Origin of the sequence: Aurantimonas aggregata (assembly GCF_010500835.1) — a bacterium.
Taxonomy (GTDB): domain Bacteria; phylum Pseudomonadota; class Alphaproteobacteria; order Rhizobiales; family Rhizobiaceae; genus Aurantimonas; species Aurantimonas aggregata.
The window spans coordinates 25791-46370 of the sequence record NZ_JAAAMJ010000002.1; the positions used below are offsets into that span (position 1 = coordinate 25791).

At 66.4% G+C, this 20580-nt stretch carries 25 protein-coding genes; 11 read left to right on the forward strand and 14 right to left on the reverse strand.

From position 1 onward, the window contains the following. Positions 1-3: 3 nt before the first annotated feature. Complete coding sequence (locus tag GTW51_RS04495; protein WP_163043004.1) at positions 4-609, reverse strand: YqgE/AlgH family protein; 606 nt, start codon at positions 607-609, stop codon at positions 4-6. 197 nt (positions 610-806) lie between these two features. On the opposite strand from GTW51_RS04495, the gene GTW51_RS04500 reads away from it, so the two are divergent. Then, positions 807-1622, forward strand: a complete 816-nt coding sequence (locus tag GTW51_RS04500) for a protein-disulfide reductase DsbD domain-containing protein (RefSeq protein WP_163042712.1) — start codon at positions 807-809, stop codon at positions 1620-1622. A 96-nt stretch (positions 1623-1718) separates the two neighbouring features. Then, the gene (locus GTW51_RS04505; protein WP_163042713.1) at positions 1719-2204 is read left to right on the forward strand and encodes a peroxiredoxin; all 486 of its coding nucleotides are present in this window, start codon (positions 1719-1721) and stop codon (positions 2202-2204) included. Between the two features lie 42 nt (positions 2205-2246). On the opposite strand, the gene rnhA is transcribed toward GTW51_RS04505, so the two are convergent. From rnhA to coxB, 11 genes are all read right to left on the reverse strand, one after another. Next, a complete protein-coding gene (gene rnhA / locus GTW51_RS04510) occupies positions 2247-2711 on the reverse strand; it encodes a ribonuclease HI (RefSeq protein ID WP_163042714.1) in 465 nt (154 codons plus the stop codon). Next, positions 2708-3688 carry a homoserine kinase gene (locus GTW51_RS04515; protein WP_163042715.1) on the reverse strand — a complete coding sequence of 327 codons (981 nt, stop codon included), beginning with the start codon at positions 3686-3688 and terminating at the stop codon, positions 2708-2710. The genes rnhA and GTW51_RS04515 overlap by 4 nt, the downstream gene beginning before the upstream one ends. A 4-nt stretch (positions 3689-3692) precedes the next feature. After that, complete coding sequence (gene ispH / locus GTW51_RS04520) at positions 3693-4658, reverse strand: 4-hydroxy-3-methylbut-2-enyl diphosphate reductase (protein WP_246232677.1); 966 nt, start codon at positions 4656-4658, stop codon at positions 3693-3695. 100 nt (positions 4659-4758) lie between these two features. Continuing rightward, the gene (locus tag GTW51_RS04525; protein WP_163042717.1) at positions 4759-5541 is read right to left on the reverse strand and encodes an SURF1 family protein; all 783 of its coding nucleotides are present in this window, start codon (positions 5539-5541) and stop codon (positions 4759-4761) included. Further along, positions 5531-5917 carry a DUF983 domain-containing protein gene (locus GTW51_RS04530; RefSeq protein WP_163042718.1) on the reverse strand — a complete coding sequence of 129 codons (387 nt, stop codon included), beginning with the start codon at positions 5915-5917 and terminating at the stop codon, positions 5531-5533. Before GTW51_RS04530 ends, GTW51_RS04525 begins: the two co-directional genes overlap by 11 nt. Positions 5918-5993: 76 nt before the next feature. After that, positions 5994-6872 (reverse strand): cytochrome c oxidase subunit 3, encoded by an 879-nt coding sequence (locus GTW51_RS04535; protein WP_163042719.1) that lies wholly within the window; start codon positions 6870-6872, stop codon positions 5994-5996. 111 nt (positions 6873-6983) lie between these two features. Next, positions 6984-7604, reverse strand: a complete 621-nt coding sequence (locus GTW51_RS04540; protein WP_163042720.1) for a cytochrome c oxidase assembly protein — start codon at positions 7602-7604, stop codon at positions 6984-6986. Beyond that, a complete protein-coding gene (locus GTW51_RS24315) occupies positions 7601-7735 on the reverse strand; it encodes a hypothetical protein (protein WP_281354574.1) in 135 nt (44 codons plus the stop codon). The genes GTW51_RS04540 and GTW51_RS24315 overlap by 4 nt, the downstream gene beginning before the upstream one ends. A 1-nt stretch (position 7736) precedes the next feature. Continuing rightward, a complete protein-coding gene (locus tag GTW51_RS04545; RefSeq protein ID WP_163042721.1) occupies positions 7737-8681 on the reverse strand; it encodes a heme o synthase in 945 nt (314 codons plus the stop codon). Positions 8682-8800: 119 nt separating this feature from the next. Beyond that, positions 8801-10402, reverse strand: a complete 1602-nt coding sequence (gene ctaD / locus GTW51_RS04550; RefSeq protein WP_163042722.1) for a cytochrome c oxidase subunit I — start codon at positions 10400-10402, stop codon at positions 8801-8803. A 24-nt stretch (positions 10403-10426) separates the two neighbouring features. Then, complete coding sequence (gene coxB / locus GTW51_RS04555; RefSeq protein WP_163042723.1) at positions 10427-11338, reverse strand: cytochrome c oxidase subunit II; 912 nt, start codon at positions 11336-11338, stop codon at positions 10427-10429. Between the two features lie 376 nt (positions 11339-11714). Here coxB and GTW51_RS04560 point away from each other — a divergent pair, with 376 nt between their 5' ends. Continuing rightward, positions 11715-12230: an invasion associated locus B family protein gene (locus GTW51_RS04560; RefSeq protein ID WP_163042724.1), complete on the forward strand. Its 516-nt coding sequence runs from the start codon at positions 11715-11717 to the stop codon at positions 12228-12230. A gap of 102 nt (positions 12231-12332) precedes the next feature. Then, the gene (gene tldD / locus GTW51_RS04565; RefSeq protein ID WP_163042725.1) at positions 12333-13748 is read left to right on the forward strand and encodes a metalloprotease TldD; all 1416 of its coding nucleotides are present in this window, start codon (positions 12333-12335) and stop codon (positions 13746-13748) included. A gap of 71 nt (positions 13749-13819) precedes the next feature. On the opposite strand, the gene pdxH is transcribed toward tldD, so the two are convergent. Continuing rightward, positions 13820-14440 carry a pyridoxamine 5'-phosphate oxidase gene (gene pdxH, locus GTW51_RS04570; RefSeq protein WP_163042726.1) on the reverse strand — a complete coding sequence of 207 codons (621 nt, stop codon included), beginning with the start codon at positions 14438-14440 and terminating at the stop codon, positions 13820-13822. Between the two features lie 76 nt (positions 14441-14516). Here pdxH and GTW51_RS04575 point away from each other — a divergent pair, with 76 nt between their 5' ends. The 4 genes from GTW51_RS04575 to GTW51_RS04590 all read left to right on the forward strand — a co-directional run bounded on the left by GTW51_RS04575 (position 14517) and on the right by GTW51_RS04590 (position 17548). Further along, on the forward strand, positions 14517-14936 hold the full coding sequence (locus GTW51_RS04575; RefSeq protein ID WP_163042727.1) for an RT0821/Lpp0805 family surface protein: 420 nt from the start codon (positions 14517-14519) through the stop codon (positions 14934-14936). A 120-nt stretch (positions 14937-15056) separates the two neighbouring features. Then, positions 15057-16007, forward strand: a complete 951-nt coding sequence (locus GTW51_RS04580; protein ID WP_163042728.1) for a DnaJ C-terminal domain-containing protein — start codon at positions 15057-15059, stop codon at positions 16005-16007. A 99-nt stretch (positions 16008-16106) separates the two neighbouring features. Further along, on the forward strand, positions 16107-16931 hold the full coding sequence (fabI, locus tag GTW51_RS04585; RefSeq protein WP_163042729.1) for an enoyl-ACP reductase FabI: 825 nt from the start codon (positions 16107-16109) through the stop codon (positions 16929-16931). A gap of 23 nt (positions 16932-16954) precedes the next feature. Beyond that, complete coding sequence (locus GTW51_RS04590) at positions 16955-17548, forward strand: histidine phosphatase family protein (protein ID WP_163042730.1); 594 nt, start codon at positions 16955-16957, stop codon at positions 17546-17548. Between the two features lie 12 nt (positions 17549-17560). On the opposite strand, the gene GTW51_RS04595 is transcribed toward GTW51_RS04590, so the two are convergent. Beyond that, positions 17561-17809 carry a DUF1344 domain-containing protein gene (locus tag GTW51_RS04595; protein ID WP_163042731.1) on the reverse strand — a complete coding sequence of 83 codons (249 nt, stop codon included), beginning with the start codon at positions 17807-17809 and terminating at the stop codon, positions 17561-17563. Between the two features lie 214 nt (positions 17810-18023). On the opposite strand from GTW51_RS04595, the gene aroC reads away from it, so the two are divergent. From aroC to GTW51_RS04610, 3 genes are all read left to right on the forward strand, one after another. Continuing rightward, complete coding sequence (aroC, locus tag GTW51_RS04600; protein ID WP_163042732.1) at positions 18024-19118, forward strand: chorismate synthase; 1095 nt, start codon at positions 18024-18026, stop codon at positions 19116-19118. A 151-nt stretch (positions 19119-19269) separates the two neighbouring features. Beyond that, positions 19270-20196: a histone deacetylase family protein gene (locus tag GTW51_RS04605; RefSeq protein WP_163042733.1), complete on the forward strand. Its 927-nt coding sequence runs from the start codon at positions 19270-19272 to the stop codon at positions 20194-20196. 56 nt (positions 20197-20252) lie between these two features. Continuing rightward, complete coding sequence (locus tag GTW51_RS04610) at positions 20253-20525, forward strand: exodeoxyribonuclease VII small subunit (protein WP_163042734.1); 273 nt, start codon at positions 20253-20255, stop codon at positions 20523-20525. Positions 20526-20580: the final 55 nt, after the last annotated feature.

Genomic DNA, 20580 nt, shown 5'->3' on the forward strand with positions numbered 1-20580 from the left:
CGGTCAGGCGTGGCCGGCCTCGCTGGTCAGGAACGCCGCGTTGACGCCCAAAAGCGCCAGGGCCCGGCCGTATTTGTCATCGAGCTTGCTGTCGAAGACGATCGACAGATCGGCCTTGCAGGTCAGCCAGCCATTGGCAGCGATCTCGCCCTCAAGCTGGCCCGGCGCCCAGCCGGAATAGCCGAGCGCCATGATCGCCGTCCGCGGACCGATGCCCTGCGAGATCGCCTTGAGGATGTCGAGCGTCGGCGTCAGCGAGATCCGCTCGGCGACGGAGACGGTGGATTCGGAATCGTAGTCGTCCGAATGCAGGACGAAGCCGCGCCCGCGCTCCACGGGACCACCCATGCAGACCGACACTTCGCGACCGCCAGCGGGCAGCCTGATGTCGTCCTCGCTCTCGACGATGCCGAGCTGGGTCAGGAGCTCCGGGAAGCTCACATGCTGGGGCTTGTTGATGATGAAGCCCATGGCGCCGCTCGGCGAGTGGGCGCAGACATAAATGACCGTCCTATTGAACGGCTCGGCGTCCAGAGCCGGCATCGCGATGAGGAAATGACCCTCGAGCGAATCCGCGGTGGTCTCTTCGTTCTCGTCTCTCAGCATCATCATTCCCGATCATCCTTTCCGCGACCGTGCCCTATCGTGGCACCGCCGCGCCGATCCGACCAGAGCAAGATAGTCACGCCGCGCCCCCTTTGCTGGCCGGTCGCGTGATTTTGAGTGGCTGCGCCCGAAGGTCCTGGTTAAGGATCGCCGCCTGCCTTTCTGCTCGGGCACCTCGACAAACCGGAAACCGGAGAGCGATGCGCCTTCTCGAAACCTGCCGTTTCGCAGCCACCGCCATCGGCATCCTTGCAGCAATGGGCTCTGCCGAAGCCCGTTCCGTAAGCGCCGCGGAGCCGATGACCGTCCGCCTCGCCACCGCGCCCGCTGGCGCAGATGGCAGCGTGCGGGGCGCGCTGATCCTCGACCTTGCGCCCGGCTGGAAGACCTACTGGGTGGATCCAGGCGCCTCCGGCATCCCGCCGACGATCGACTTCACCGCCACCGAGGGACTTGCTCACGCGGATTTGCATTTCCCGGCGCCGCAACGCTTCGGCGAAGGGCTCGCGCGCGCCAACGGCTACAGGCATTCCCTGGCCGTGGCGTTCGTGCTGGCGCCTGAAACGGGCGCAGCGCTCGGCCCGGTGGCCGCCTCCGTCCTGCTCGGGGTCTGCCGCGAGATCTGCGTCCCCGTCCAGGCGACGCTGACCACAGCGGAGGCCGATAGCGCCGCCGTCCAGGCCGCCTTTTCGGCGCTTCCGGTCAGGGGCGAGGCAAGCGCGCTTGCGTCCGCAACGCTATCCGGCGACATGCTGGCGGTTGCTATCACCCGCCCCGAAACGGACGAGGCGGACGTTTCCGACCACGCCGCCGATCTCTTCGTTGCCGGTCCCGCTGGCTGGTATTTCGACGAGCCGGGCGCGCCAGCGCGTCACGGCGACGAGCTGGTGTTCCAGGTACCGGTGCTGGAGCGGCCGCGCGGCGAGACGGGGCCGCCCGAGCGCGTCGACGTCGTCTTCACCGATAACGCCGGCGCCCTCGAGGCAAAGGGCCTCGCGGTCGCTCTGTCGCAGTAGTTTCGGCTCGACAAAGCGTCGAAATGCTCCAGTTGCACCGGCGCGGGCAGGTGCCGGCAGCAGACCGGAAGCGTTCCGGGAAGGGAAAGACGAGACATGGCTATCGGTGTAGGCGACAAGATCCCCAACGCAACCCTCAAGACCCGGACGTCGGACGGACCGGTGGATCTGTCGACCGAGGAGATCTTCGGTGGCAAGAAGGTCGTGCTGTTCGCCGTCCCCGGCGCGTTTACGCCGACCTGCACGATGAACCACCTGCCCGGCTTCCTGACCTATAACGAGGAAATCCGCGGCAAGGGCGTCGACACGATCGCCGTCGTCGCGGTCAACGACATCCACGTCATGAGCGCCTGGGAAAAGTCGACTGAAGCGTCCGGCAAGATCACCTTCCTGTCGGATGGCAACGGCGAGTTCACCAAGGCCGTCGGCCTCGACATCGACCTGTCGGTCGCCGGCCTCGGCACGCGCTCCAAGCGCTATTCGATGATCGTCGAGGACGGTGTGGTCACGGCGCTGAACATCGAGGATTCGCCGGGCCGGGCCGACACGTCTTCGGCCGAAGCGCTGCTCGAACAGCTCTGACACACGGCTGTCGTCGGCGCCACGGCGCCGGCGATGCCATCGTCAGCCCGCGACCTTCTTCTTGAACGGCGCCATGCCGGCACGGGCCAGTTCATCGGCGCGTTCGTTCAGCTCGTTGCCGTCGTGGCCGCGGACCCAGTGGAAGGTCACGTCGTGGCGGCCCTTCTCTTCCTCGAGGCGCTGCCACAGCTCGGCGTTCTTCACCGGCTTGCGGTCGGCGGTCTTCCAGCCATTGCGCTTCCAGCCGTGGATCCACTTGGTGATCCCGTCCCGCATGTACTGGGAGTCCGAATAGATATCGACGGCGCAGTGCCGCTTCAGCGCGGCGAGCGCCTCGATCACCGCCATCAGTTCCATGCGGTTGTTGGTCGTCAGCGCCTCGCCGCCCTTCAACTCTTTCTCCGCGCCGTTGAAACGCAGGATCGCTGCCCAGCCGCCAGGGCCGGGATTGCCCGAGCAGGCCCCGTCCGTGTGGATCTCGACCCTGTCGCCGCCTTCGCCGCTCATTGCGTCACCCGATCGATATCGAAGCCGTATTCGGCGGCGCTGGCCACCGCCCGGTGGAAGCGCAGCTTGCGCAGATATTCGCGCGGGTCCTTCTTGGTGACGAAGGAGCCCTCCGGCACGTTCAGCCAGTCATAGAGCCGTGTCAGCATGAAGCGCATCGACGCGCCGCGGCACAGGATCGGCAGCGCCGCGACCTCGGCGGCGCTAAGGGGGCGCACGCTCGCATAGCCCTCGATCAGGCCGCGGCCCTTGGTGACGTTGAAGCTGCCATCGGCCTCGAAGCACCAGGCGCAGAGGCCGATGGCGAGGTCGTAGGCAAGCAGATCGTTGCAGGCAAAATAAAAGTCGATCAGCCCGGAGAGTTCGCCGGCGAGGAAGAAGACATTGTCGGGGAAGAGGTCGGCGTGGATGATCCCGTCAGGCAAATCCGCCGGCCAGTTCGCCTCGAGAAACGCCAGTTCCTCGTCGATCGCGGCGGCCAAACCCGGCTCGATCTCGTCGACGCGATCGCCGCAGCTCTCGAACAGCGGCCGCCATTCGCCGAGCGACAGACCGTTCTCGCGGCGGAGACCGAAATCGCCCGCTGCCGCGTGCATCCCGGCCATGGCACGGCCGACGGCGCGGCAGTGATCGGCGGTCGGGCGGCGGGTCCACATGCCTTCAAGAAAGGTGAAGATCGCGCCCGGCCGCCCGGCTAGCTCGCCGAGTGCTTCGCCCGCTTTGGTATGCACCGGCAGCGGGCAGGAGATGCCGCGCTCGGCCAGATGCTCCATCAGGCCAACGAAGAACGGCAGGTCGTCGCGGTTCACGCGCTTTTCGTAGAGCGTCAGGATGAAGGTGCCGGCTTCCGTGCGCAGCAGGAAGTTGGAGTTCTCGACCCCTTCCGCGATGCCCTTGTAGCTCAGCAGCGCGCCGAGACCGTAGTCGGTGAGAAAGTCGGCGAGCTGGATTTCCGAGATGTCAGTATAGACCGCCACGCGCTCAGTTCCGGCCGCTGACGAAGGCCATGTCGGCAGCGGTGAGCGGCGTCTCGCGCAGCGAGCGCATGACCGGGAAGCTCTCGGTTTCCTCGGCGGTTCGCACCAGCTCGACCGTCACCTCGAAGCGCGAACGGAATTCGTCGACGATCGCATCGACCAGGATCTCGGGTGCCGAGGCACCGGCGGAGAGTGCCACCACGCCGCCCGGCGGAACGCAGTCCCACGGCAGGTCCGCCACGCCCTCGACCAGCGCGCCCTGCATGGCGCCCGCCCGCTCGGCGACTTCGACCAGCCGCTTGGAGTTCGACGAATTGGGTGCGCCGACGACGATGAACAGGTCCGCACCCGGCGCTGCCGCCTTCACCGCTTCCTGCCGGTTGGTCGTGGCGTAGCAGATCGATTCGGAGGACGGCGCCTGCATATCCGGGAATCGCGCCTGCAGCGCCGCGATGATGCCGCTGGTGTCGTCGACCGAAAGCGTCGTCTGGGTGACGAAGCCAAGTGCCGCCGGATCGGCCGGCACGAAGGCGGCGACATCGTCCTCGGTCTCGATCAGAGTCACCTCGCCCGGCAGCAGCTGACCCATCGTGCCGATCACCTCAGGGTGCCCCTTGTGGCCGACCAGCAGCACGTGGCGGCCGCGCTTGACGTGCAGCATCGCCTGCTTGTGGACCTTGGAGACCAGCGGGCACGTCGCGTCGAGATAGAGCATCTCGCGGGCAGCAGCAGCCGCTGGCACGGATTTCGGCACGCCATGGGCGGAGAACACCACCGGCTGGCCGTCGTCCGGCACGTCGTCGAGTTCCTTGACGAAGACCGCGCCCATGTTGCGCAGCCCTTCGACGACGTAGCGGTTGTGGACGATCTCGTGGCGGACATAGACCGGCGCGCCGTGCTTCTTCAGCGCCAGCACGACGATCTGGATCGCCCGGTCGACGCCGGCGCAGAAGCCGCGCGGCTCGCACATGCGGATCGTCAGTTTCGGCTTGGCTTGGGAATTGGGCAAACGAGGCTCCGGGTCTGGGGCGGTGTGCCCCGGCCGAATGAAGGGATGCGACCGGCGGGTGTCAAGGCTTGCGGGCGCGCCAGTCCGAAACGACCAGCAGTACAGTCATGACGATGAGGACGAGTCCGATCCCATACCAAGTGACCGCGTATTGCAGGTGGTTGTTGGGTATCTGAACCACCGTCGTGCCGCCGACCGGCCAGCCGCCGGGAGCGCGGCCGGGACCGGCATCGACGAAAAACGGCAAGGTGCGAACGCCCGGCGGGATCGTCAGACCCTCGGCCATCGAGTCGACGTCGCGCCAGAAGAAGGTGTTTCCGCCCGGATCGTTGTCGGGGACGAAGAAGCCGGGCTCCTCCGTCGGCGCATTGCGGGCGAGGCCGGTGATGGTCACCGGGCCCTCGACCTGACCTTCGCGGCGTGTCTCGGGGTCGCGCCGGTCATAGGGCACGAAACCGCGATTGACGAACAGCAGGCGATTGCCGTCCGTCAGCAGCGGGACATAGACGTTCCAGCCCGCCTGCCCGTCAAAGGTCGACAGGAAATACCGCTCGCCCTCGTTGAGGAAGCGGCCTTCGACGGTCGCCGGCGTGTAGTCGACGTCGCCGGTGGCGGCGAATTGCGCTTCGAGCGCGTCGAGATCGATCGGCTCGGAGACGATGCGCTGGTCGATCTGCGCAACGAGCGCTTCCTTCCACTGCAGTCGCTCGACCTGCCAGGTGCCGAGCGCCATCAGGATCACGATGCCGACGAGACAGGCAACGATGGCGAACCAGTAGCGGCCGCGGCTCATGCGGAAGGGCTGGACCGGCCCGCTCGCTACGGCCTCCGGATCATTCACCATGGTCGAGCCGGCCTTCCGCCGCCCGGTGCTTGTACTGGAGGGCGATCATCAGGCCTTTCAACGCCCGCAGCAGCGGCAGCGCGAGCGCCAGGATCAGCGGCAGCCAGAGCAGGAGATGCACCCAGAGCGGCGGGTTGAAGCTGACCTCGACCCACAGCGCCAGGCCGCAGACGACGAAGCCGATGATCAGGATGACGAACACCGCAGGACCATCGCCGGAATCGATGAAGGCGTAATCGAGATCGCAGTTCGAGCAGCGCGGCGCCACCGTCAGGAAGCCGGCGAAGAGCTTGCCCTCGCCGCAGCGCGGACAGCGTCCCAGGAGACCGGCGCGGGTCGGGTCGGCCGAAGCCTGATCGGGCTGCTGATCGGTCATGTGCTCGTTCCCTGAAGCGAAGAAGGCGGCCGCATTGCTGCGCCGCCTCCCCCAAGGTCGCTGTCTGAAGCCAGAATCACATTTGGTGGATGACACCGCCCCAGCTGCCCCAGACATAGATGCTGAAGAACAGGAAGAGCCACACCACGTCGACGAAATGCCAGTACCAGGCAGCCGCCTCGAAGCCGAAATGCTTCTCCGGGCTGAACTGCCCCTTCATCGCGCGGATCAGGCAGACGATCAGGAAGATCGTGCCGACGATGACATGGAAGCCATGGAAGCCGGTCGCCATGAAGAAGGTCGAGCCGTAGATCGAACCGGCAAAGGCGAATGGCGCGTGGGCGTACTCGTAATACTGCACGTAGGAGAAGATCAGGCCGAGCAGCACGGTCAGCGCAAGGCCCCAGACCAGACCCTTGCGGTCGTTGTGCAGCAGCGCATGGTGCGCCCAGGTGACCGTCGTGCCCGACAGGAGCAGGGTCACCGTGTTGAACAGCGGCAGATGCAGCGGGTCGAGCACCTCGATACCGACCGGCGGCCACTGGCCACCGAGCACCTCGGTGCGGGCCGCCTGGACGGCCTCGTTCGGGAACAGGCTAGCGTCGAAGAATGCCCAGAACCACGCGACGAAGAACATCACCTCCGAGGCGATGAACATGATCATGCCATAGCGCAGATGCATCGACACGACCGGCGTATGCGCGCCTTCCTGGCCTTCCTTGATGGCGTCGGACCACCACGCGTACATCACGTAGAGGACGATCGCGAGGCCGACGAAGAAGATCCACGGCGTCGCCAGATCGATCCCGAAGACCAGGAACTGTCCGCCCGATGCGTAACGCATGTAGCTGACCGAGCCGATCATCAGGATGAACGCGCCGATCGAGGCGATGAACGGCCACGGGCTCGGGTCGATGATGTGATAATCGTGATGCTTGGCGTGCGTGTCTGCCATCGCGGTTCCCCGGTCTCCCTTACTGCTCGGCGATCTGACTACAAGAGATCGGCGGCAAACTCCAGCTTGCGATAGATCCCCCACCGGCGCTTCAGCGCGCGGCGCGAGACGTCAAAGATTGTCCGTTGCGGCGCCCGTTCCCCCGTCCGTCGGCGCGGTGGCCACCGGCTCGGACGCGCCGCCCTGCGGGAAGAACGTATAGGACAGCGTGATCGCCCTGCCGTTCTTCAACTCTTCCGATTCCATGATATCCGGGTCGATGAAGAACACGATGGGCATGTCCATCTCCTCGCCCGGCTGGAGCGTCTGGTTGTCGAAGCAGAAGCAGGCGATCTTGTTGAAGTAGAGCCCGGCGGCGTCCGGCGTCACGTTGTAGGTTGCCTGCGCGGTCACGGGCCTGTCCGAATTGTTGCGGACATGGAAACTGGTCTGGCGCGTGTCGCCGAGCTTGACGGTAATCTCGCGCTCGTTCGGACCAAAGGTCCATGCCAGGCCCGGCGCGACATTCCCGTCGAACCGCACCACGACCGACTGGTCGACGACCCGGCCGAATTCGCTATCGGCGCGCTGGGTCGTTCCGCCATAGCCGGTGACCTGGCAGAACAGCTCGTAGAGCGGCACCGAGGCGTAGGCGGCACCGACCATGCCGAAGGCAAAGGCGGCGCAGGCGACAGCGATAATCCTGCCGCGACGGACGGTCTTTTCGGGGAGGCGGTCGGAGGGGCCGCTCATGCCGACATCTTTGCCAGCGAGACGAAATAGAAGATCACTACGAGCGCGACGAGGACGACACCGATCGCGATGTTGCGGTTGCGCCGCGCCTTCTGCTCGGCCTCGGTCAGCCGGATGCCATCATCTTCCATCTCAGAGCCCACCCGTCGAGACCATGCCGCCGACGAGACCCTCGACCAGCAGGATGGCGAACAGCGCGAACAGATAGAAGATCGAGAAGGCGAACAGCTTTTTCGCCGGCACCATCTGGGCGTCGCCGTCGGCCATTTTCAGCGTTGCATAGGCGTGGCGCAGGAAGTTCGCCCCGAGGACGATCGCGGCGATGCCGTAGACCGGCCCGGCGAAGCCGAGCAGCCAGGGAGCGACCGCGACGGGCACGAGAACCGCCGAGTAGAGGAAGATCTGGTTTCGCGTCGTCCGCTCGCCCGCGACGTTCGGAAGCATCGGGACGCCGGCACTGCCGTAGTCCTTCATCTTGAAAAGCGCGAGCGCCCAGAAATGCGGCGGCGTCCAGAGAAAGATGATCAGGAACAGGACGACGCTCTCGATCGCCACGCCGCCGGTCACGGCGGCCCAGCCGATCATCGGGGGGAAGGCGCCCGCCGCCCCGCCGATGACGATGTTCTGCGGCGTCCGGCGCTTCAGGCCCATCGTGTAGATGACGGCATAAAAGAAGATCGTGAAGGCGAGCAGCGCCGCGGCGAACCAGTTGGTCGCAAGGCCGAGCATCATCACTGAAAGGCATGACAAGCCGACGCCGAAGCCGAGTGCCGTCTCGGGCGCGATGCGCCCCGCGGCCACGGGGCGCTGTGCTGTGCGGGTCATCAGCCGGTCGATGTCGGCATCGTACCACATGTTGAGCGCGCCGGAGGCGCCGGCACCCATGGCGATCGACAGGACGGCGATGAACGCCAAAGTCGGGTGCAGATCGCCCGGTGCCATGACCAGGCCGGTGATCGCGGTGAGCACGACCAGCGACATGACCCGCGGCTTCAACAGCGTCAGGAATTCGCGCGGTTCGGCGAGGCTCACCCTGTCGGGAGCGGCCGTTGTGCTGGTGGCATCAAGAAACGTCAAATCAACCTCGGACTGCTCCGGTCGACCGGTTCATCCGGTCCGGTGGGCCGCCGTCCCGGAAGACGGCAGCCACTTCTCGCATCCGCCCGCCGGCCGACGGCCGCGGGCAGATTGCCGTCTTACTTGACGCGCGGCAGCGTCTCCCACTGGTGGTAGGGCGGCGGCGACGGCAGCTGCCACTCGAGCGTGGTCGCACCCTCGCCCCAGGGATTGGCCCCGGCGACGCGCTTCTTCGAGAACGCCTCGAACACCGTGTACAGGAACACCAGCACCGCGAAGGCCGAGATGTAGGAGCCCATCGAGGAGACGAAGTTCCAGCCCGCATAGGCCTCGGGGTAGTCGACGTAGCGGCGCGGCATGCCCGCGGCGCCGAGGAAATGCTGCGGGAAGAACAGGATGTTAACGCCAACGAAGGTCAGCCAGAAATGAATTTTCCCAAGCGTCTCGTTGTACATGTACCCGGTCATCTTCGGGAACCAGTAGTACCAGCCGGCGAAGATCGCGAAGACCGCACCCAGCGACAGCACGTAATGGAAATGCGCCACGACGTAGTAGGTGTCATGCAGCACCCGGTCCATGCCGGCATTGGCCAGCTTGACGCCGGTGACGCCACCGACGGTGAACAGGAAGATGAAGCCGATCGCCCAGAGCATCGGCGTCTTGAAGGACAGCGAGCCGCCCCACATCGTCGCGATCCAGGAGAAGATCTTGATGCCGGTGGGCACCGCGATGACCATCGTGGCGAACACGAAGTAGCGCTGCGTGTTGAGCGAGATGCCGGTGGTGTACATGTGGTGCGCCCACACGACGAAGCCGACCACGCCGATCGCGACCATGGCGTAGGCCATGCCCAGATAGCCGAACACCGGCTTGCGGGAGAAGGTCGAGATGATGTGGCTGATGATGCCGAAGGCCGGCAGGATCAGGATGTAGACCTCGGGGTGACCGAAGAACCAGAACAGATGCTGGAACAGGATCGGGTCGCCGCCGCCGGCCGGATCGAAGAAGGTCGTGCCGAAATTGCGGTCGGTGAGCAGCATGGTGATGGCGCCCGCCAGGACCGGCAGCGACAGAAGCAGCAGGAAGGCGGTGACCAGCACGGACCAGGCGAACAGCGGCATCTTGTGCAGGGTCATGCCCGGCGCGCGCATGTTCAGGATGGTGGTGATGAAGTTGATGGCGCCGAGGATCGACGAGGCGCCGGCAATGTGCAGCGAGAAGATCGCCAGATCCACCGCGGGCCCCGGATGGCCAGACGTCGACAGCGGCGGGTACATGGTCCAGCCAGTACCGACGCCGTTGGCGCCCGGCGCGCCCTCGACGAACATCGAGAGCAGCAACAGCGGGAAGGACACGGCCAGGAGCCAGAAGGAGATGTTGTTCAGCCGAGGGAACGCCATGTCCGGCGCGCCGATCATGATCGGCACCATCCAGTTGGCGAAGCCGCCGATCAGCGCCGGCATCACCATGAAGAAGATCATGATCAGGCCGTGGCCGGTGGTGAAGACGTTGTAGATCTGCGGATCGCCGAAGATCTGCAGACCCGGCTCCTGCAGCTCCATGCGCATCGCGACCGACAGACCACCGCCGATGATGCCGGCGCAGATCGCGAAGATCAGGTAGAGGGTGCCGATGTCCTTGTGGTTGGTCGAATAGACCCAGCGCGTCCAGCCGGTCGGCTTGTGGTCGCCATGGGCGTCGTGAGTGGCTCCATAAGCCATGTCGATCTCCTCGAACCCTAGTGTTTAACGGCCGGCCACGGCGACATCGCCGGCGGACTGGATCTGCGCGGTCAACGCGGCATTGGCGCCGGCGAGGTCGTCGGCGGCAGCAGCATACCAGCTGGCGAACTGCTCCTTGGACACCACCCGCACGGCGATCGGCATGTTGTAATGGGCCTGGCCGCAGAGCTCGGAGCACTGTCCGTAGTAGATGCCCTCGCGCAGCGGCTCCATGAAATACTCGTTGATCCGGCCCGGCACCGCATCGACCTTCACGCCCATCGACGGCAACGCGAAGGCGTGGATCACGTCGGCAGAGGTGGAAAGGATGCGGATGACGGTGTTCACCGGAACGACCATCTCGGAGTCGACGGCCAGGAGATGCGGATAGACGGCGCGATCTTCCTTGCCGGAGCCGTCACGGTCTTCCTCCAGCAGCGGATATGACTCGAAAGAAACCGGCTCGGCGGCGGCCTCGCCCTCGGTCTCGATCGGCTGGTACTCGTAGCCCCAGTACCACTGGTAGCCGGTCGCCTTCACAGTCAGCTCGGGTTCGCGCGGCGGATTGTACTGCGCGGTGAGGAGCTGGAAGGACGGCACGGCCAGGAACAGGAGGATGATCACCGGCGCCAGTGTCCACACGACCTCGATCGTCGTGTTGTGGCTGGTGCGGGACGGCTGCGGGTTGCGGTGCGCGGCGTAGCGATAGATGCACCAGCCCAGGAGGGCGGCCACGAGAGCCGTAATCGGAATGATGAACGCCAGCGTGTAATTGCTGAACCAGTGGACCTGCGCCTGGATCGGCGAAAGCGCCTCCTGCAGCCCCATCTGCCATGGATGTGGCTGTCCCGGGATCAGGGCGGCATCCTGTGCCGACGCGGTGCCGGCCCCTCCCAGAAACGCCGCGGCGGCGAAGAACGATCGTCTCACTCGCATTATCTCCATCTGTCGCACCCGCGGCAGCCCTTGATCATCGATGATGCGGCCGGCAGGAGCCGATGCCCGCACGCCCATACATATTAAAAAACAAATATGTCTGGCAGTCCACCGCTTCAAACCACGAAACCCGGCGCGCCGCAACATCTTAGAAGGGTCATAAGCTTGCGACAAAATCGCGAAAGTCTCAGCCCGGACCTCGGGCATCGTCCGGGCCACTTGCCTGCAAGGGGCCCTGCAAGGAAACGACGACGCGTGCTAGCGTCGTGCCGCGATGCATGGTCGCCTCTCGAAGCGTCCCGGCGTCTCGTGCGATAAGCATTTGTTTACCATGCCCGCGCCAAACCGGTACGAGCGCGTGATTCGGATATTTCCCATGACAAGAACCCTTCGGCCCCTTCTTGCGGCCCTCCTCCTCGCCGGACTTGGATCGAGCGGCCCGGCGGCCGCCCAGTCCGGGGCGACCGGGACGGTGAAGTCGCAGCATGGCTCCTGGGCAGTGGTCTGCGACGAGCCGGCCGGCGCAACCGGCGAACAATGCGCCCTCCTCCAGAACGTCGTCGCCGAGGACCGGCCGGAAGTCGGCCTGTCGATCGTCGCGCTGAAGACGGCCGACCAGCAGGCGCGTATCCTGCGGATCCTGGCGCCGCTCGGCATTCTCCTGCCGAACGGCCTCGGCCTCTATGTCGACGGCAAGGATATCGGGCGGGCGCAGTTCGTCCGCTGTTTCCAGGATGGCTGCTATGCCGAGGTGATCCTCGCCGACGAGCTGCTGACGACGCTGTCGGCCGGCACCACCGCGACCTTCATCGTCTTCCAGACCCCGGAGCAGGGCATCGGCATCCCGGTCGACCTTGCCGGCTTCAAGGACGGCTTCGACGCCCTGCCCTAGTCGTCGCGGCTCCCTGCTCTGAGGGTCTGGCTCGATGGCGGTTGGCAGGACGGCTGCGCGATCATATCTGCGCAGCCACAGTCGCCATCTCAGGAGTTTTTCATGACCGCGTCGCTGATCGAGCGCTTCGACATTTCCCGCGCCGAGATCGACGCGATCCTCGGCGAGACGCTGGCCGACGCCGATGACGGGGAGCTGTTCCTCGAGTACCGCGAATCGGAATCGCTGGTCTTCGACAATGGCCGGCTGAAATCCGGCAATTTTTCGCTGGACCAGGGGTTCGGGCTGCGCGCAGTGGCCGGCGAAGCAGTCGGCTACGCGCATGCCGGCGATTTTTCCGAAGCGGCCCTCAAGCGCGCCGCGAGCGCCGTCGCCGCGGTCAAGACCGGGCATCACGGCACCTATGCCGAGCCGCCGGCCGGCACCAATCGCAAGCTCTACGGCGACGAGAACCCGATCCCGACGCCGGGCTTCGAGGCGAAGGTCAAGCTGCTGCAGGAAATCGACGCCTATCTGCGCGCCAAGGGCGACGACGTCCGGCAGGTGTCGGCAACGCTCGGCGCGCAATGGCAGACGGTCGAGATCTTGCGGGCCGACGGCCGCCTGGCGAAGGACATCCGGCCGCTGGTGCGGATCAACATCTCGGTCGTCTGCGGCGCCGGCGACCGGCAGGAATCGGGCTCCTTCGGCGCCGGCGGCCGGACCGGATTGGCGGAATTCATGGTCGCCGAGAACTGGCAGGCGATCGCCGACAAGGCGCTTCAACAGGCTCGCACCAACCTGACGGCCGTGCCCGCCCCGGCCGGCACGTTCGACATCGTGCTCGGCTCGGGCTGGCCGGGCGTGATGCTGCACGAGGCCGTGGGCCATGGGCTCGAAGGCGACTTCAACCGCAAGAAGACCTCGGCCTTTTCCGGCCTGATGGGCCAGCAGGTCGCCGCTAAAGGCGTCACCGTCGTCGACGACGGCACGCTGGCCGAGCGGCGCGGGTCGCTGACCATCGACGACGAGGGAACGCCGACCAACCGCACCGTGCTGATCGAGGACGGCACGCTCGTCGGCTACATGCAGGACCGGCAGAACGCCCGGCTGATGGGGGCGACCGCCACCGGCAACGGGCGTCGCCAGTCCTATGCCCACGCGCCGATGCCGCGCATGACCAACACGATGATGCTCGCCGGCCCGCACGAGCCAGCGGAGATCATCGCGTCGGTGAAGGACGGCATCTACGCCGTGTCCTTCGGCGGCGGCCAGGTCGACATCACCTCCGGCAAGTTCGTCTTCGGCTGCACGGAGGCCTACCGGATCCGCGACGGCAAGGTGGCCGAGCCGCTGAAGGGCGCCATGCTGATCGGCAACGGACCGGAGGCGATGCACCGCGTCTCGATGATCGGCAACGACGTCGCGCTCGATACCGGCGTCGGCATGTGCGGCAAGAACGGCCAGGGCGTTCCGGTCGGCGTCGGCCAGCCGCATCTGCGGATGGACCAGATCACCGTCGGTGGGACGGAGACGTAACGCCGCAGGCCTGGCCCAGCTCTACTGGCCATTAGTGCGAGCCTGACGACAAGAGCAGGCTCGCTGTGCCCTTACGGATAAAGCCGCTCGATCCGCCAGGCGCCGGCGTTGCCGTCACGGGTGAACAGCGCCCGATCATGTAGCCGGAAGGCGCCGTCGTGCCAGAACTCGATCTGCTGCGGCACGAGGCGGAAACCGGACCAATGCGGCGGCCGCGGCACGGCACCGCCGCCGTACTGGTCGCCCAGTTCGGCGACGCGCGCCTCCAGCACGGCGCGGCTGTCGAGCGAACGCGACTGCGCCGAGGCCCAGGCGCCGATGCGGCTGCCCAGCGGCCGGGAAGCGAAATAGGCATCCGCCTCGGCTTCACTGACCACTTCCACCGGACCGCGAAGCCGGACCTGCCGGCGCAGCGACTTCCAGTGGAAGCACATCGCCGCCTTGCGCGATGCCAGAAGCTGGCGGCCCTTGGCGCTTTCGAAGTTCGTATAGAAGACGAAGCCGGCGGCGTCGAAATCCTTGAGCAACACCATCCGGACGTCCGGCAGGCCCGCTCCGTCGACGGTCGCGAGCGCCACGGCGTTCGGATCGTTCGGCTCGCTCGTCTCGGCGTCCGCCAGCCAGTTCGCGAAAAGGCCGAACGGGTCGTCGCCCACAGGTCTTTCACCAAGGGTTAAGGCTTCATTCGCCATATTCGCTGTGTTCCTTGCAATGGGGAACGCCCTCTGATTCCCAAGAGGGCGTGGCGCGGCAACAGATAAGAGATCGATGGCACGATACCAGCTTCTTGCGGCCAGCGTTCTTTCCCTGGGACTTGGCGGCTGCATCGTCTCGGGCCCGGGCCTCGACGGGATGGTCGATTCGGAGCTGATCACCGGCTCGATCGACCGCGCCCAGCCCGCCGCCGCACCGAACGAGGAACTCGCCTCCGACGAGCGCACCGTGCGCAACGCGGTCTCAACGGCCGACATCAAGGGCGGCGAGGTCCGGCATGCCTGGGCCAATCCGCAGACCGGCGCAAACGGCGTCCTGTCCGCCATACGCGAGGTTCGTGACGGGCCCCGGATATGCCGCAGCTTCGAGACCTCGCGCCAACGCTTCGACGGCATCGCCCTCTATCGCGGCGAGGCGTGCACCGTCGGCGAAGGCGAATGGGCACTGGTCAGCTTCAACGAAGCGGGAAGCTGAACCGTCTCACGCCAGGTCAGCCCTTAAATTTCTAGCAGCAGGGGCCCATATAACCCCGGCGCGGGCCGATCCCGCGCGCATGCCGAATGCCATCATCGTACTCGAAGGACCTCTTGCCAGATGCGCGATCCCTACGCCGTCCTCGGCGTCGCCAAGTCGGCGAGCGAGAAAGAGATCAAGACCGCCTTCCGCAAGCTTGCGAAGCAGTTTCATCCGGACGCCAACGCCAACGATCCGAGCGCCATCAACCGTTTCAACGAGGCGAACCAGGCCTACGAGATTCTTGGCGACAAGGAGAAGCGGGCGCAGTTCGACCGCGGCGAGATCGACGAGGAAGGCAAGCAGAAGTTCCAGGGCTTTTCGGGCGACCCGTTCGGCGGGGCGCGGCGCAGCGCGCGGCCTGGCGGGTTCGAGTTCCGCTCCTCGGGCCGTGCCGACGACCTCGGCTCGGACGGCATCTTCTCCGATTTCTTCGAGCAGGCGTTTTCCGGCGGCGCCGGACGGCGGGGCGCCGCGGAAGGGCCTGGCTTCAACGCCGCGCGCAGTGCCGCCGCGAAGGGGGCCGACCTCAATGCGCGGCTGGCGGTCCGTCTCGAGGACATTGTCGCCGGCGACAAGGTGGAAGCGGAATTTCCCAATGGCAAGCGGCTTGCCATCCGCCTGCCCGACGGCGTCGAGGACGGCCAGACCGTCCGTTTGAAGGGCCAGGGCCAGCCCTCGCCGCTGCCCGGCGGCACGGCCGGTGACGCGCTGGTGACCATCAGCTTCGTGCCGCATCCTCGCTTCCGCATCGACGGACGGGACCTCGTCCATGACCTCGCTCTGCCTCTGGAAACGGCGGTTCTGGGCGGCAAGATCGCGGTCGAGGCCCTCAACGGCCGGGTTTCGCTGCGCATCCCGCCGTGGACCAGCTCCGGCAAGACCTTCCGCCTGAAGGGCAAGGGGCTGACGACGAAGGCCGGTGGACGGGGCGATCTGCTCGTCTCGGTCCGGGTGATGCTGCCGAAGGACGATCCCGAGCTGGAAGCGCTGTTTCGCCAGCGCGCCGAGCAGGAGCTCGCCACGGACTAACCGGGCGAGACGGCCACTGCGCTTGATGGTCCGGCGGGGCTGTGCCATACCCGCCGCCGTCTAAACCACCCATTGCAGTAGGTCCGGGGGATTCGCGCCATGGCACATTCAACCGGATTGATGAACGGCAAGCGCGGCCTCGTGATGGGGGTCGCGAACAACCGCTCGATCGCCTGGGGCATCGCCAAGGCGCTCGCCGAGCAGGGCGCCGAGATCGCCCTCACCTACCAGGGGGACGCGCTGAAGAAGCGCGTCGAGCCGCTCGCCGCCGAACTCGGCGCATTCGTCGCCGGTCACTGCGACGTCGCCGACAGCGCCAGCATCGACGCGGTGTTCGAAGGTCTCGAGGCGCGCTGGGGCAAGCTCGACTTTCTCGTCCACGCCATCGGCTTTTCCGACAAGGACGAGCTGACCGGCCGCTACGTCGACACGTCGGAAGGCAATTTCACCAAGACGATGCTGATCTCGGTCTATTCCTTCACGGCGGTCGCACAGCGGGCCGAGAAGCTGATGACCGATGGCGGTTCGATGCTCACGCTGACCTATTACGGCGCCGAAAAGGTCATGCCGCACTACAACGTCATGGGCGTCGCGAAGGCCGCGCTCGAAGCCTCTGTGCGCTATCTCGCGGTCGATCTCGGCAAGCAGAAGATCCGCGTCAACGCGATCTCCGCCGGCCCGATCAAGACCCTGGCGGCCTCCGGCATCGGCGATTTCCGCTACATCCTGAAGTGGAACGAGTACAACGCGCCGCTGAAGCGGACGGTGACGATCGACGAGGTCGGCCAGTCGGCCCTGTATCTCCTCTCCGACATGTCGACGGCCGTCACCGGCGAAGTCCACCATGTCGATTCGGGCTACCACACGGTCGGCATGAAGGCGGTCGACGCGCCGGACATCTCCGTCGTCAAGGACGTCCCGTAGCCCGCGCGGTTGCTGGTGTCGGCATGAGCCCTCCCCTCCTCTATCTGTGCCGCCACGGCCAGACAGCCTGGAACGCCGAAGGGCGACTGCAGGGACAGGAAGACGTGCCGCTGACGCCGCTCGGCCGCACTCAGGCCGCCCGCAACGGCCTCTATCTGCGCAACGTGCTGGGCGAGCGCGCCGCGTCGCTCCGCTTCATCTCGAGCCCGCTGTCGCGCACGGTCGAGACGATGCGGATCATCCGCACGCAGCTTGGCCTCGACCCCGACGCTTTCGAGCGCGATCCGCGGCTGGTCGAACTGCATTTCGGCGACTGGCAGGGCTCGACCCTGGCCGAGATCGGCGCCCGCGAACCCGGGCAGATCGCCGCCCGCAAGGCGGACAAGTGGCATTTCGTGCCGCCTGGGCCCTTGGGTGAAAGCTACGAGATGCTGGAAAAGCGCGTCGGGCCGGTGTTCGACGCGCTGTCGGAGCCCAGCCTGGTCACCGCCCATGGCGGCGTCGCCCGCATCTTCCTGCGGCGCTATGCCGGGATGGCGCCGGACACGGCGGCCCGCTTCGGCGTGCCGCAGGACCGCATCCTGCACTGGCAGAGCGGCAAGGTCGCCTGGGTCTAGGTCGCTTCAGCCTCAGACGAGGCGGATCGTGCCGAGCGGATGCTGCTCGTCATAGATCAGCACGACGTCCATGCCGGCCTTGACGCCATCGAAGTCGAAGCCATCCGGCAGCATGTAGACGAGACCGTCGCTGAGACGGATTTCCGCCCGCTCGCGATCGACCGCCTCGATCGTCCCGTCGACTTCCTGGGCCATCGACGGAATCTGCATCGCGACCGTCAGCACCGAACTGGCGAAAAATGCGAGTATCTGCCTGGTCATCGAACTGCCTCCTGCGATCGCCGCCCGGGGCCCTGATCCCCGGAGCCCCGGTACCCCGCGAGCCATTTGCCCACGCCATGGCAAAGTCGGATGGGATTGTGTCGGAAGTGGCGCCGAAACTTTAACGATGTGTTGCGTTTCGTTGCATTTGACCGGTTCGCCCCGCAGGGCCTACATCGCCCTTCAGAAATATGCTTCCACCCGGCGGAGTTTCATGTCCCACAACACGTTCGGTCATCTGTTTCGCGTCACCACCTGGGGCGAGAGCCACGGCCCGGCCATCGGCTGCGTGGTCGACGGGACACCGCCCGGAATCCGCTTTTCCGAAGCCGGGATCCAGGCGTTCCTGGATCGCCGCCGCCCCGGCCAGTCGCGCTACACGACCCAGCGCCAGGAGCCCGACCAGGTGCGGGTGCTGTCCGGCGTCGTGCCCGGCGAGGCCGAGGGCGAACTCGTCGCCACCGGGACGCCGATCGCACTGGAGATCCAGAATGTCGACCAGCGGTCGAAGGACTACTCCGACATCGCCCAGCGCTATCGCCCGGGCCACGCCGACATCACCTACGACATCAAATACGGCGTCCGCGACCATCGCGGCGGTGGCCGCTCGTCGGCGCGCGAGACCGCGACGCGGGTCGCAGCCGGTGCGATCGCCCGGCTGGTCGTGCCGGGACTGACCGTGCGGGCGGCGCTGGTGCAGATCGGCACGATCGCCATCGACCGGAGCCGCTGGGACTGGAGCGAGATCGACCGCAACCCGTTCTTCTGCCCCGACGCCGAGACCGCCAAGCGCTGGGCCGACCATCTCGACGCGGTGCGCAAGGCCGGCTCCTCGGTCGGCGCCATCGTCGAGGTCGTCGCCGAGGGCGTGCCGGCGGGTCTTGGCGCGCCGGTCTACGGCAAGCTCGACGCCGACATCGCCGCCGGCCTGATGTCGATCAACGCGGTCAAGGGCGTCGAGATCGGCGACGGCTTCGAAGCGGCGCAACTGACCGGCGAGGACAATGCCGACGAAATCCGGACCGGGCCGGACGGGCAGCCGCAATTCCTGTCGAACCATGCGGGCGGCGTCCTCGGCGGCATCTCCACCGGCCAGCCGGTGGTCGCGCGCTTCGCCGTCAAGCCGACGTCGTCGATCCTGACGCCGCGTCGGTCGATCGACGCGGCGGGCGCCGAGGTCGACGTGATGACCAAGGGACGCCACGACCCCTGCGTCGGCATCCGGGCGGTGCCGATCGGCGAGGCGATGGTGGCCTGTGCCCTCGCCGATCACTATCTGCGCCATCGCGGGCAGACCGGACGCATCTGATCGCCTTCCGGTTGTCGAAGTGGATCGGCCGCATCCGACGATTGGGGCGATTGATAAGCCGACCGCAACGCGCTAGCCCTTGGGCGGACGGTGCGACGAAACAGGAGGACGACCGGATGACCCAGCGGACGAGCCCGGTTTCCTGCCAGCCATGACGACGCGCCTCTATCACCATTCGGTCTTCGCCGAGCACCTGACCGGTCCCGGCCATCCGGAGCGCCCGGAGCGCATGGCCGCGGTGTCGGCGGCGCTCGAGGCCGAATGCTTCCAGCATCTTGACCGCGCAGAGGCGCCGGAAGCCTCGCTCGAGGCGATCTATCGCTGCCACCCGGAAGCCTATGTCCGCAAGGTCGCGACGGCCATCCCGACGGACGGCCTGGTGCGGGTCGACGGCGACACGATCATCAGCCCGAAGAGCTTTTCGGCCGCTTTCCGCGCCGTCGGCGCCGCCGTGGCGGCGGTCGACGACGTCGTGTCGAAGGAAGCCGACAACGTCTTCGTCGCAGCGCGTCCGCCCGGCCATCATGCCGAGACCGCGGTGGCGATGGGCTTCTGCCTGTTCAACAACGCCGCCATCGCCGCGCGCCACGCGCAGGCGGTGCACGGCCTCGAGCGCGTCGCCATCGTCGACTGGGACGTCCATCACGGCAACGGCACGCAGGAGATCTTCTGGTCGGATCCCAGCGTGCTCTACTGCTCGACCCACCAGATGCCGCTCTACCCGGGCACCGGCGCGAAGAACGAGACCGGCGCCGGCAACATCGTCAATGCGCCGCTTTCCTCCGGCGACGACGGCGAGATGCTGCGCGACGCATTCCGCAGCCGGATCCTGCCGGCGCTCCGGGAATTCGAGCCGGATCTGGTAATCGTCTCGGCCGGCTTCGACGGCCATTACCGCGACCCGCTCGGCAATCTGAAGCTGACCGAGGGCGATTTCGACTGGGCGACGGCCGAGCTTCTGGCCATCGCCGACCGCTATGCACAGGGGCGGCTTGTGAGCCTGCTCGAAGGCGGCTACGACCTGCAGGGCCTTGCCGTCTCCACCGCCGCGCACGTCAAGCGGCTGATGACCGGCTGACAGGGGCCGGCAGCAAGCCTCTGCCACGCGCCCAGCCAAACCAACGACGAGAGCCGATGTCCGATACACCTGAAGCCGCGCTGCCGAGCGACGATTCCGACATCAAGCGCATGAGCTTCGAGGAAGCCCTGGCTTCGCTGGAGCGGATCGTCTCGGATCTCGAGCGCGGCGACGTGCCGCTCGACCGCTCGATCCGCATCTACGAGCGCGGCGAGAAGCTGAAGAACCATTGCGATCGGTTGCTCTCGGCAGCCGAGGACAAGGTCGAGAAGATCAAGCTCAACCGTGCCGGCAAGCCGGTCGGCACCGAGCCGCTCGATCCGGGCTGACGCAGGCGTACCGGGCGCGACGCCCGGTCCCGCCGTTCGCTGCCTCACGTCCATG